The sequence below is a fragment of the Nocardioides dongkuii genome (assembly GCF_014127485.1).
GTDB classification, from domain to species: domain Bacteria; phylum Actinomycetota; class Actinomycetes; order Propionibacteriales; family Nocardioidaceae; genus Nocardioides; species Nocardioides dongkuii.
This window is the reverse complement of the sequence record NZ_CP059903.1, coordinates 32509-44683: the sequence shown is the minus strand read 5'-3', so window position 1 is coordinate 44683 and position 12175 is coordinate 32509. Positions and strand designations below refer to the sequence as shown.

The window sequence follows — 12175 nt, the reverse complement described above, 5'->3', positions numbered from 1 at the left end:
ACCGACACGACCACCGGCACGGACAGAGGACGGAAGGGGGACGCGGAGATGGGCGGGCTCCAGAAGTTCGAGCAGCGGCTGGAGCAGCTGATCTCCGGCGCGTTCGCCCGGGCGTTCCGCTCCGCCGTCCAGCCGGTCGAGATCGCCGCCGCCCTGCAGCGCGAGTGCGACAACAACGCGCAGATCCTCTCCCGCCAGCGGCGGATGGTCCCCAACGACTTCCACGTCGAGCTCTCCCCCACCGACCTCGAGCGGCTCGCGCCGTACGACACCGCGATGGCCGACGAGCTCGTCGCCCAGGTGACGCTGCACGCCGAGACCCAGGGCTACGTCTTCCCGGGCCCGGTCACGCTGTCCTTCGAGTCCGCCGACGACCTGACCACCGGCCGGTTCCGGGTGCGCAGCCAGGCGCAGGCGAAGGTGACCGGCAACAGCACCTACACCCAGGTACGCCGGGCGCGGGCGGTCCTCGAGGTCAACGGCACCCAGCACCCGCTGCACCCTCCCGGCCTGGTGATCGGCCGCGGCACCGAGGCCGACGTCCGCATCAACGACCCGGGCGTGAGCCGCCGGCACATCGAGTTCCTGGTGCACAGCACCTCCTCGCGCGACCGCGAGGACGTCGAGATCGAGGTCCACGACCTCGGCTCCACCAACGGGATGCTCGTCGACGGCCGCAAGGTCCCGCGGGCGCGGCTGTCCGACGGCTCCACCGTGCGGATCGGCAACACGACGATGACCGTGCGCGTGGTCGAGGAGGACGCCGATGTCTGAGCTGACCCTGCTGCTGGTGCGGATCGCCTACCTGGCGATCCTCTGGATCTTCGTGCTCTCCGCGATCTCGGTGATCCGCTCGGACATGTTCGGCGCGCGGGTCCCCGAGGGCGCCCGCGAGAAGGCCCCGCGCCGCGGCGGCGGCAGCAAGGAGAAGGCGCCCAAGGTCCCCTCCAAGCGCCGCGGCTCGCCCACCCACGTCCTGGTCGTCGAGGGCTCGAGCGCCGGCGAGCGCGCCGACCTCGACCACGCGCCGATCCTGATCGGGCGCGGCAACGACGCCGCCATCCGCCTCGACGACGACTACGTCTCGACCCGCCACGCCCGGATCGCCCAGTCCGGCGACCAGTGGTTCGTCGAGGACCTCGGCTCCACCAACGGCACCTACATCGGCACCGTCCGCATCACCCAGCCCACCACGATCACGATCGGCACCCAGGTCCGGATCGGGAAGACCATCCTGGAGCTCCGGAAGTGACGGGCTCCTCTTGATGCTGCGTCTCCAGTACGCCGCGCTCTCCGACGTCGGACGGGTGCGCCGCGACAACCAGGACTCGGGGTACGCCGGCCCCTGGCTGCTCACGGTCTGCGACGGTGTCGGCGGCGCCGCCCGCGGCGACATCGCCTCCAGCACCGCGGTCCAGCAGCTGCGCCGCCTCGACGAGCAGCCCACCGACGACCTGCTCGGCGCGGTCGCCGGCGCCCTGCACCGCGCCCACGACCGGATCGCCGAGCTGGTCGACGAGGACCCCTCCCTCAACGGCACCAGCACCACCGCGACCGTCGCGCTCTTCGACGGCCAGCGGGTCGGCATCGGGCACGTCGGCGACAGCCGCGCGTACCTGCTCCGCGACGGCCAGCTCCGCCAGCTCACGACCGACCACACCTTCGTGCAGAGCCTGATCGACGAGGGCCGGATCTCCGAGGAGGAGGCGCGGGTCCACCCGCACCGCAACCTCATCCTCAAGGCGCTCGACGGCGTCCGCGAGGCCGAGCCCGACCTGTTCGTGCTCGAGCTCGCCGAGGGCGACCGGCTGCTGCTGTGCAGCGACGGCGCGAGCGGCGTCCTCGACGACGCCCGGCTCGCCGACATCCTCGGCTCCGGCACCCCCGACTACGCGGCCGTCGAGCTGGTCCGGGCCAGCCTGGAGGCCGGCAGCTCCGACAACGTCACCTGCATCGTCGCGGACGCCGTCGCCTCCGACGGCACCCCCGCCGTCGACCTCGACGGCGAGCCCCTCCAGCCGATGCTGGTCGGCGCCGCCGCCGAGCTGCGCCGCAAGCCCACCGGCCGCGCCCTGTTCCGCGGGCACCGCTCCGGCGACACCGGCGAGCTGGACCCGGTCCCCGACCTCCCCGACGAGGTCCCGTACGCCATCCCGGCCGACCCCCTCGACCCCGAGGAGGCCCGCTACGCGCCCCGGCCGCCCGGCCGGTTCTGGTGGCTGCGCCGGCTGCTCGTGCTGCTCGCGGTCGTCGGCGTCCTGTGGATCGCCGCCGCCGCCGCGTGGTCGTGGAGCCAGCACCAGTACTACGTCGCCGAGCGCGACGGCGAGGTCGTCGTCTTCCGCGGCGTGAACGCCGACCTGCCCGGCATCTCGCTCTCCGAGCCCTACGAGACCACCAACGTCGACATCGACCGGCTGGCCGACACCTACCAGGACCAGCTGCGCGACGGCATGGGCAACGGCTCCCTCGAGGACGCCCACCAGATCGTCGAGAACCTCGCCGAGCGGATGTCGCCGGCGGAGGCGACGCCGTGAGCACCGCGACCGCCTCCGGCCTGATGGGCTTCGTGCACCGGCGCCGCCGGGGCGCCGAGCTGTTCCTGCTCGTGCTCGCGCTGGCCGTCGGCGTCGGGGCGTACGCCGCCGTCGGGGTCGGCGTCCAGGGCGAGGTACCGGCCGACCTCATCGGGTACGGCGGCTGGCTCGCCGCGCTGATCGTGGCGGCCCACCTGGTGGTCCGCTTCGTCGCGCCGTACGCCGACCCGGTGCTGCTCCCGGTGGTCGCCGCGCTCAACGGCCTGGGGCTCGCGGTCATCCACCGCCTCGACCTGGCCGCCGGCGGCGACTCCGCGGTCGCCCGCGCCCAGCTCACCTGGATGACCCTGGGCGTGGTGCTCTTCTCGCTGACCCTGATCGTGCTGCGCGACCACCGGGTGCTGACCCGGTTCACCTACACCTGCGGGCTCGGCGCGCTGGTGCTCCTGCTGCTGCCGCTGGTGCCCGGGCTGGGCAAGACCATCAACGGCGCCCGGATCTGGATCGGCGTCGGCCCGTTCAGCTTCCAGCCCGGCGAGATCGCCAAGGTGCTGCTGGTGATCGCGTTCGCCGGCTACCTGGTCCTGCACCGCGACGCGCTCGCCCTGGCCGGGCGCCGGCTGCTGGTCGTCGACCTGCCCCGCGGGCGCGACCTCGGCCCGATCCTCGCGATGTGGCTGATCAGCCTCGGCGTCCTGGTCTTCCAGCGCGACCTGGGCTCCAGCCTGCTGTTCTTCGGCCTGTTCCTGGTGATGCTCTTCGTCGCGACCGAGCGCCCGGGCTGGCTGGTCGTCGGCGGGCTGCTGTTCACCGCCGGCGCGGCCGGCGGCTACTACCTCTTCGGCCACGTCCGGAACCGCTTCGACATCTGGCTCAGCCCGTTCGACCACTACCAGACCGGGTCCGGGCCGCAGAGCGACCAGCTGGTCGAGTCGATGTTCGGGATGGCCTGGGGCGGCCTGCTCGGCCGCGGCTTCGGCGAGGGCGACCCGTGGCGGATCTCCTTCGCCAACTCCGACTTCATCATGGGCGCGATCGGCGAGGAGCTCGGCCTGACCGGGGTGCTGGCCGTGCTGGTGATGTACGGCCTGATCGTCGAGCGCGGCCTGCGGATCGCGCTGATCTCCCGCGACGGGTTCGGGAAGCTGCTGGCCACCGGGCTGGCGAGCGTCTTCGCGCTCCAGGTGTTCGTGGTGATCGGCGGCGTGACGCGCCTGATCCCGCTGACCGGCCTGACCACCCCGTTCCTCTCCGCGGGCGGGTCGTCGCTGGTGGCCAACTGGATCATCATCGCGCTGCTGCTGCGCATCTCCGACCTGGCCCGGCGGCCGGTCCCCGACCTCTCGGCGGACGACGACGACGCCGCCGCCGAGGCGACCCAGGTGGTGAGGCTCGGATGAACAAGCCCATCCGCACGATCGCGATCTTCTGCCTGCTGCTGTTCCTGGCGCTGATGGCCAACGCGACCTACCTGCAGTACTTCAGCAGCGAGTCCCTCAACGACCGCGCCGAGAACCGCCGGGTCTTCGACGAGGCCTACTCCCGCGAGCGGGGCTCGATCGTCGTCGGCGACGAGCCGATCGCCGAGAGCGTGCCCAGCGACGACCAGTTCGAGTACCAGCGCGTCTACACCCAGCCGTTCAAGTACGCCCCGCTCACCGGCTACTTCGCCTACCAGTACGGCGCCAGCCAGCTCGAGCGCACCCAGAACGACGTGCTCACCGGCCAGGACGACCGGCTCTTCGTGACCCGCCTGGTCGACCTGCTCAGCAACCAGGACACCCAGGGCGGCAACGTGGTGACGACCATCGACCCGGCGGCGCAGAACGCGGCGTACGAGGGCCTGATGTCGGTCGCGGGGAACGTCGAGGGCGCGGTCGTGGCGCTGGAGCCCAAGACCGGCAAGATCCTCGCGCTGGCGAGCTCCCCGACGTACGACCCCAACCGGCTCGCCTCCCACGACTTCACCGAGGTGAGGGACACCTGGGACCGGCTCCAGGCCGACGAGTCCGACCCGATGCTGAACCGGGTCACCCAGACCACCCTGCCGCCCGGCTCGACGTTCAAGATCGTCACGGCGGCCGCGGCGATCGAGAACGGCCTCTACACCTCCGCCGAGGACCTGGTGCCGGGCGGGCCGACGTACCAGCTGCCGCTGACCTCCGGCGAGAGCGGCCTGATCGACAACGAGGGCCGGTCCTGCGGCGAGGACAAGATCCCGTTCGCCCAGGCGATGGAGCAGTCCTGCAACACCACCTTCGCGCGGCTGGCGATCGAGGTCGGCGCCGAGGGGATGAAGGAGCAGGCCGAGGCGTTCGGCTTCAACAACGAGTACCTCGAGGACCTGCGGCCGCAGGCGGTCTCCACCTACCCCGAGAAGGCCAACGAGCCGGAGGTCGGCCAGACCGGCATCGGCCAGTTCAACGTGAGCTCGACCCCGCTGCAGATGGCGATGGTCGCCGCCGGGATCGCCAACAACGGCATCGTGATGCGGCCCTACGTCGTCGACGAGGTGCAGTCGGCCGACCTCGACGTCGTCGAGACCACCCAGCCCGAGGACTACTCCGAGGCCGTGTCCCCCTCGACCGCGAACGTGCTGACCGAGCTGATGGTCTCCACGGTCGACGAGGGCACCGCGAGCCCCGCGGCGATCCCGGGCGTCCAGGTGGCCGGCAAGACCGGCACGGCGCAGAGCGGCATCGACGAGGTGCCGCCGTACGCCTGGTTCGTGTCGTTCGCCCCGGCCGACGACCCCGAGGTCGCGGTCGCGGTGATGATCCAGAAGGCCGACATCCCCCGTGGCGAGATCGCCGGCGGGGCCATCGGCGGACCGATCGCGAAGGCGATCATGGAGGCGGTGATCCGGTGACGGCAGGAACCCCCGAGACGTACGCCGACGACGCGCGGCGCTACCTGCTGGTCAGCAGGATCGCCACCGGCGGCATGGGCGAGGTCTGGCGCGCCGAGGACACGACGCTGGGCCGCGAGGTCGCGGTGAAGCTGCTCAAGTCCGAGTACGCCGACGACGCGACGTTCCGGGCGCGCTTCGAGACCGAGGCCCGCCACGCTGCGGCGCTGCACCACCCGAACATCGCCTCGGTCTACGACTTCGGCGAGGCGCTCACCAGCGACGGCTCGAGCATCCCGCGGCCCTACCTGGTGATGGAGCTCGTCGACGGCCAGCCGCTCTCGGCGCTGCTGCGCGCCGGCGACGGCCTCGACCCGGTGGCGACCCGTGAGCTGCTGGCCCAGGCCGCCGACGCGCTCGGCGTCGCGCACGCCGCCGGCATCGTGCACCGCGACGTGAAGCCCGCCAACCTGCTGGTCACCCCCGACCGCACCCTCAAGATCACCGACTTCGGGATCGCGCGCGCCGCCGAGGGGGTCGGCATCACCCAGACCGGCCAGGTGATGGGCACCCCGCAGTACCTCTCGCCCGAGCAGGCGCGGGGCAACCCCGCCACGCCCGCCTCCGACGTCTACGCCCTCGGCGTGGTCGCCTTCGAGTGCCTGGCCGGGCGGCGCCCGTTCGAGAAGGAGTCGCCGGTCGCGACCGCGCTGGCCCACCTGCACGACGAGGTGCCCGACCTGCCCGAGGACGTGCCCGCGGACCTCGCCCGCGTGGTGCGCCGCGCGCTGGCCAAGGACCCGGCCGACCGGTACGCCGACGGCGCGGCGTTCGCCGCCGCGCTGCGGGACCCCGCCGGCGCCGGTCTCGACGACGCGACCCGGGTCGTCGCCGCCCCGCTGCCGGGCGACGACCAGCGCACCCAGGTGATGACCGGCGTGCCGCCGGCCCCCGCACCCGTCCCGACGCCGGCGACCGGCACCGAGGCCGCCGTACAGACCGACGACCCGAAGGACAAGGAGCGGCGGCGTACCCGCTGGATCGTGCTGGCGCTCCTGCTGCTGCTCGGCGTGGTCGCAGTGACCGCCGCGGTGCTCGCGACCCGCGGGGGCGACGACGAGCCCGACCCCGACGCGAAGATCGTGCGGGTCGACGAGAGCGACTACCTCACTCGGCCGGTCGAGGAGGTCGCCGACGAGCTCGGCGACCTCGGCCTCGAGGTGACCACCACCGAGGTGGCCAACCCCGGCAACCGCCGCCCGGGCCACGTGACCTCGGTCGACCCCTCCGGCCGGCTGCGGGAGGGCGACGCCGTCGAGGTCTCCTACTGGGGCGACCTGCCCGAGGAGGAGCCGACCCCGGAGCCCACCCCTGAGCCGACGCCGACGCCGACGCCGACACCCACCCCGGAGCCCACCCCGGAGGAGCCGACCCAGGAGCCCACGCCGGAGCCCAGCCCGGAGCCGACGCTCGAGCCGACCCAGGAGCCCACGCAGCAGCCGACGGAGACGCCCGAGCCCACGCCGAGCGAGCGGACCACGCCGCCGGCCGCGACCGCCCCGGGCGACGAGGAGCCGAGCGACGTCCCGCGGCCCGAACCGGACGACCGGGAGGTCCCGTCTCGATGAGCAGCTCACAGCCGGTCGTCGTCGGCGGGCGCTACGAGCTCGGCGAGCTCCTCGGCCGCGGCGGGATGGCGGAGGTCCGCAAGGGCGTCGACACCCGCCTGGGCCGGGTGGTGGCGGTCAAGCGGCTGCGCACCGACCTCGCCAGCGACGCGACGTTCCAGGCCCGGTTCCGGCGCGAGGCGCAGTCCTCGGCCTCGCTCAACCACCCCTCGATCGTCGCGGTCTACGACACCGGCGAGGAGCCCGCGAGCGACGGCAGCGGCGTCTCGCAGCCCTACATCGTGATGGAGTACGTCGCCGGCCGCACGCTGCGCGACATCATCCGCGAGGGCCGCAAGATCCTGCCCGAGCGGGCGCTGGAGATCACCAGCGGCGTGCTCTCCGCGCTCGACTACAGCCACCGCGCGGGGATCATCCACCGCGACATCAAGCCCGGCAACGTGATGCTGACCCCGACCGGCGACGTCAAGGTGATGGACTTCGGCATCGCCCGCGCGATGAGCGACGCCGCCAACACGATGACCCAGACCGCCGCGGTCGTCGGCACCGCGCAGTACCTCTCCCCCGAGCAGGCGCGCGGCGAGACCGTGGACTCCCGCTCTGACGTCTACTCGGCCGGCTGCCTGCTCTACGAGCTGCTCACCGGCCGGCCGCCGTTCGTCGGCGACAGCCCGGTCTCGGTGGCCTACCAGCACGTCCGCGAGCAGCCGCTGCCGCCGTCGGACCACGACACCTCGCTCCCGCCCGAGATCGACGCGATCGTGATGAAGGCGCTGACCAAGCGCCTCGAGGACCGCTACCAGTCGGCCGCGGCGATGCGCAGCGACATCGAGCGCTACCTCGCCGGCCGCCCGGTCCACGCCACCGTGCCCCCTCCGCAGACCGCGGCGACCGCCGTCGTCCCCGCGGCGGCCGACGCGACCGCCGTACGCCCGCCGGTCCCGGAGTCCGAGGAGCGCGGCCCGCGCACCGGCCTGCTGGTGCTGATCGGCCTGGTGGTGATCGCCCTGATCGTCGGCGGCGTGCTGCTGTGGCCCCGGCTCTTCCCGGGCGCGCCGGAGCAGGAGCAGGTGCCCGACCTCGGCCGGATGACCGAGCGCCAGGCGCGCACCGCCCTCGGCGAGGCCGGCCTCGCCGTCGGCCGGATCGGGCGCGAGGCCAGCACCCAGGTCCCGGCCAACCGGGTGATCCCGGGGTCCGAGGACCCCACCTCCGGGCAGTTCGTCGACCCCGGCACCAGCGTCAGCTTCACGGTCTCCACCGGTGAGCCCCAGGTGACCATCCCGCCCGACCTGGTCGGTCTGAGCCGCGAGGAGGCCAAGCAGCGGCTCCTCGACCTCGGCCTGGTGCCGCGCGAGCAGGAGGAGGAGTCCGACGCCGACGAGGACGAGGTGATCCGCACCGACCCCGCGCCCGGCACGCCGGTGTCGGCGAGCTCGACGGTCACGATCTTCTACTCCGACGGGCGCGAGGAGATGCCCGAGGTCGTCGGGCGCCGCCGGGGCGAGGCGGAGCAGATCATCAAGGACCGCGGGTTCGTCCCGCGGGTCTTCGAGGAGGACGACACCACCGCCCCCGCCGGCGAGGTCATCGCCCAGGACCCGCCCGCCGGGCAGGAGCTCGACGACGGGACCACGGTCTACATCACGGTCTCGACGTTCGTGGAGCCCACCGAGACGCCTGAGCCGGACCCGAGCGAGAGCCCGTCGGGTACCCCGGCGCCGTCGACGCCGACCGACCCCACCGACAGCCCGGGCACCGACGGCGAGGGCCGGTCGACCCCGTCGTCCCCGGCCGGTCGGGTCAGGCGATCGGCTCCGCGTACGTCAGGCCGAGCAGCCCGTCGTACGCCGGGGCGGTGAGCTCGGAGTCGACCTCGAGCTCCCAGCCGACCGCCACCTCCGGCGACGCGGCGTGCTCGCGGTAGGTCTCCAGGATGTCGTCCTCGGAGACCGCGTCGACCAGCTCGCCCTGGTCGCCGACCGCCGAGATGACGTACGGCGGGGAGTAGGGCTGGCCCTGCAGCAGCACCGAGTTGCCGACGCACTTGATGCCGGTGGTCGAGACGATCCGCTTGCCCTGCACGGTGACGGCGGTGGCGCCGCCGCGCCACAGCGCGTTGACCACGGCCTGGATGTCCTGCTGGTGGACGACGAAGTCGCTGAGCGGCGCGTCGGCCACGATCGCGGCCTGCACCAGCTCGTCGGGGGCGTCGGAGAGCGTGACGGTGACACCGGGGCCGGTGCGCTCGACCAGGCCGGCGGGGTCGCGCAGCTCCTCGATGCCCTCCCGGTAGCGGCTGACGGTGCGGTCCTCGACCGACGCCGAGAGGCTGGTGACCTCGTCGGTGAGGTCCTCGACCCGCTCCTCGAGCTGCTCGTACTGGCGCGACTCCGCGCGGACCAGGCTGGCGAGGTCGGTGTAGCGACCCGGGCGCAGGTCGGTGCCCTGGCTGTTCTCGGCGCTGATCACGAACAGGGCGCCGCAGAGGGCGAGCACCAGCGGCGTGCCGAGGGCTCCCGGGCGCGTCAGACGGCGCCACCTCGACGGCCCGGCGTGCGGGTGCTCGGGTGGCGTCGTAGGCCTCGCGTGGGTGCCGGACGTCACGACGACTAAGGTAACCCGCGACCCGCGGGCGGACGTCGCGGGCGGACCACGAACCGAGGAGCAACACCTGTGTCCAAGTCCAAGGACCTCCCGACCTTTGCCGAGCCCGGCCGGGGACCCCTCCTGACGCCGCGGTTCGTGGTCGCCCTGCTGCTGATCGTGCTGGGGATCGCGTGGATGGCGTACTACTACGCCGTCGTGCGGGTCGACCCGGCCGCCGTACCCGCCCCGGACCCCGGCAGCCCGAAGTTCATGGCCGACCTGGGCGACTGGAACTACCTGATCGGGTTCGGCGCGCTGCTGCTCGGCCTGGCGATCGCCGCCCACCCCTCGACCCCGCTCGGCCGCGGCCAGGGCGTCGTCGTCGGCATGCTGGGCTGCTTCATCATCGGCCTGCTGTGGATCTGCACGTTCTACCTGTTCAGCAACGACCCCGACACCGGCGGCATCCCGGTCTTCAACGACCTGGGCCAGAAGAACCTGTTCGTCGGCATCGGCTTCATGGCGATCGGCTTCACCTACGCCACGCGCTGGGAGTGAGCGGGCCGCCCCCCTCTCCGCACCGCCTCTGACGCCGGTCCGTCCCACCTGGGACGGGCCGGCGTTTGTGCACAGCTGGGGACAAACCTGTGGAGAACTACACCGGTGTAGTTCTGCACAGGTGAGTCCACAGCTGTGGAGAACTTTCTGCGGTTGCCGGTTCACCGGGTAGTCCGACACATGCGTGTCGTTCTCCCGGTCCGAAACGACACAGGTGTGTCGGAGTACCCCCGGGGCGGGATAGTCCGGCACGTTCCGGTCGTCCCCGGGGCTGGAATGACAACCGGAACGTGCCGGACTACCTGCCGGGTCGCGGGCGGGCTCCCGGGGGGACGATTCACCGGTCGACCGGTGAATCTTCCGCTTGACCGACGGAGTTTCGTCGGTCAAGCGGAAGGTCCGTCGGTCAGGTACGCCGGGGGCCGGCGACGGCCGCGGGCCCGCTCAGGCCAGGACGGCGGTGCGGGCGATGATGGCGATGGCGGTGAGGAGGGCGATGGCGAGCAGACCGCCCGTCTGGAAGGCGGTACGCCGTGGACCGCGCGGGGCGTAGACCAGGATCGCGGCGATCGCCGCGCCGCCGAGGAGGCCGCCGAGGTGGCCCTGCCAGGAGATCCCCGGGATCGCGAAGGTGATGAACAGGTTGACGCCGATCAGCACCAGGATCTGCTGCACCTGGCCGCCGATCTTGTACGCGACGACGAGCATCGCGCCGAACAGGCCGTAGATCGACCCGGAGGCACCCAGCGTGGCCTGGTACTCCGGGGCCGCCCAGTAGACGACGGCGGAGCCCGTGAGGCCGGAGAGCAGGTACAGCGCGAGGAACCGCACGCGGCCCAGGAGCAGCTCGAGCTGCGGGCCGAGCCAGTAGAGGGCCAGCATGTTGAAGCCCAGGTGCAGCAGCCGCGTGTGCAGGAAGGTGCTGGTCAGCAGCTGCCAGTACGCGCCGTCGGCGACGCCCGGCACCCAGGTCGGGCCGCACTGGCCCTCCGGGACGCCGAACGCGCCGGCGCAGAACCCCGCGGGGCGCAGCACCAGCTCGCGGAAGAGCTCTCCCCCGGACCCGCCGGAGCCGAGCACCAGGACGAACACCGCGAGGTTCACCCCGATCAGCACCATCGAGGTGATCGCGGCGTTCCCCGGCCGCAGCCCGCCGTACGCCGTGCGGGCCTGGCGCGTCGTCCGCGCCGCCTCCGCCACGCACTCCGGGCAGTGGAAGCCCACCGCGGCGTCGCGCATGCAGTCCGGACAGATCGGACGGTCGCAGCGCTGGCAGCGGATGTAGGTCTCGCGGTCGGGGTGCCGGTAGCAGGTGGGCACCCCGCCCGCGGGCTCGGACGGCTGGGTCACGGGAGGAGGGTCAGCGCAGGGTCAGGCGTCGACGATCTCGACGGACTCGAAGACGATCGGCTCGGCCGGACGGTCCATCGGGCCGGTCTTGACCTTCCCGATCTTGTCCACGACGTCGCGCGAGGCCTGGTCGGCCACCTCGCCGAAGATCGTGTGCTTGCGGTTCAGCCACGGGGTGGCGGCCAGGGTGATGAAGAACTGCGAGCCGTTGGTGCCCGGGCCGGCGTTCGCCATCGCGAGCAGGTAGGGCTTGTCGAAGACCAGCTCGGGGTGGATCTCGTCCTTGAACGTGTAGCCCGGGCCGCCGGTGCCGGTGCCGAGCGGGCACCCGCCCTGGATCATGAAGCCGTCGATGACGCGGTGGAACCCGAGGCCGTCGTAGAACGGGCCGCTGCGGCCGTTGCCGGCGTCGTAGGACTTCTCGCCCTTGGCGAGACCGACGAAGTTCGCGACCGTCTCGGGGGCGTGGTTCGGGAACAGGTTCAGGACGATGTCGCCCATGGTGGTCTTCAAGATGACCTGCTGGTCAGCCATGACTGCCCTTCTGATGTGACTACTCGTCAACGAGGTGGGTACGAGGAAGGCGACGACGATCGTTTCGTTGTGCCTCGCCGATCCTCGCACGCCTCCCAAGGGGCCCCTGCGCTGGTCGCCGCTCGCGCGAC

11 protein-coding genes are annotated in these 12175 nt (G+C 72.5%); 8 read left to right on the top strand and 3 right to left on the bottom strand.

What is annotated here, in order from left to right:
• Window positions 1–48: 48 nt before the first annotated feature.
• The 7 genes from H4O22_RS00200 to pknB are packed head-to-tail and all read left to right on the top strand — an operon-like array spanning window position 49 to window position 8875.
• Complete coding sequence (locus H4O22_RS00200) at window positions 49–774, top strand: FHA domain-containing protein (RefSeq protein WP_182525139.1); 726 nt, start codon at window positions 49–51, stop codon at window positions 772–774.
• Complete coding sequence (locus H4O22_RS00195; RefSeq protein WP_182525138.1) at window positions 767–1252, top strand: FHA domain-containing protein FhaB/FipA; 486 nt, start codon at window positions 767–769, stop codon at window positions 1250–1252. Before H4O22_RS00200 ends, H4O22_RS00195 begins: the two co-directional genes overlap by 8 nt.
• Window positions 1253–1265: 13 nt before the next feature.
• Window positions 1266–2537, top strand: coding sequence for a PP2C family protein-serine/threonine phosphatase (locus tag H4O22_RS00190; RefSeq protein WP_182525137.1), 1272 nt, complete (start codon window positions 1266–1268; stop codon window positions 2535–2537).
• 23 nt (window positions 2538–2560) lie between these two features.
• The gene (locus tag H4O22_RS00185; RefSeq protein WP_182526843.1) at window positions 2561–3937 is read left to right on the top strand and encodes an FtsW/RodA/SpoVE family cell cycle protein; all 1377 of its coding nucleotides are present in this window, start codon (window positions 2561–2563) and stop codon (window positions 3935–3937) included.
• Window positions 3934–5406, top strand: a complete 1473-nt coding sequence (locus H4O22_RS00180) for a peptidoglycan D,D-transpeptidase FtsI family protein (protein WP_182525136.1) — start codon at window positions 3934–3936, stop codon at window positions 5404–5406. The genes H4O22_RS00185 and H4O22_RS00180 overlap by 4 nt, the downstream gene beginning before the upstream one ends.
• On the top strand, window positions 5403–7013 hold the full coding sequence (locus tag H4O22_RS00175; protein ID WP_182525135.1) for a serine/threonine-protein kinase: 1611 nt from the start codon (window positions 5403–5405) through the stop codon (window positions 7011–7013). The genes H4O22_RS00180 and H4O22_RS00175 overlap by 4 nt, the downstream gene beginning before the upstream one ends.
• Window positions 7010–8875 carry a Stk1 family PASTA domain-containing Ser/Thr kinase gene (gene pknB / locus H4O22_RS00170; protein ID WP_182525134.1) on the top strand — a complete coding sequence of 622 codons (1866 nt, stop codon included), beginning with the start codon at window positions 7010–7012 and terminating at the stop codon, window positions 8873–8875. Before H4O22_RS00175 ends, pknB begins: the two co-directional genes overlap by 4 nt.
• On the opposite strand, the gene H4O22_RS00165 is transcribed toward pknB, so the two are convergent.
• On the bottom strand, window positions 8817–9620 hold the full coding sequence (locus tag H4O22_RS00165) for a DUF881 domain-containing protein (RefSeq protein WP_244963044.1): 804 nt from the start codon (window positions 9618–9620) through the stop codon (window positions 8817–8819). The two genes, pknB and H4O22_RS00165, sit on opposite strands and share 59 nt — an antisense overlap.
• A 69-nt stretch (window positions 9621–9689) precedes the next feature.
• Between H4O22_RS00165 and H4O22_RS00160 the strand changes: the two genes are divergently transcribed.
• Window positions 9690–10160, top strand: coding sequence for a cell division protein CrgA (locus tag H4O22_RS00160; RefSeq protein ID WP_182525133.1), 471 nt, complete (start codon window positions 9690–9692; stop codon window positions 10158–10160).
• Window positions 10161–10604: 444 nt separating this feature from the next.
• Here H4O22_RS00160 and H4O22_RS00155 read toward each other — a convergent pair whose 3' ends face one another.
• Window positions 10605–11510, bottom strand: coding sequence for a rhomboid family intramembrane serine protease (locus H4O22_RS00155; RefSeq protein ID WP_182525132.1), 906 nt, complete (start codon window positions 11508–11510; stop codon window positions 10605–10607).
• Between the two features lie 21 nt (window positions 11511–11531).
• Window positions 11532–12044 carry a peptidylprolyl isomerase gene (locus tag H4O22_RS00150; protein ID WP_182525131.1) on the bottom strand — a complete coding sequence of 171 codons (513 nt, stop codon included), beginning with the start codon at window positions 12042–12044 and terminating at the stop codon, window positions 11532–11534.
• Window positions 12045–12175 lie beyond the last annotated feature (131 nt).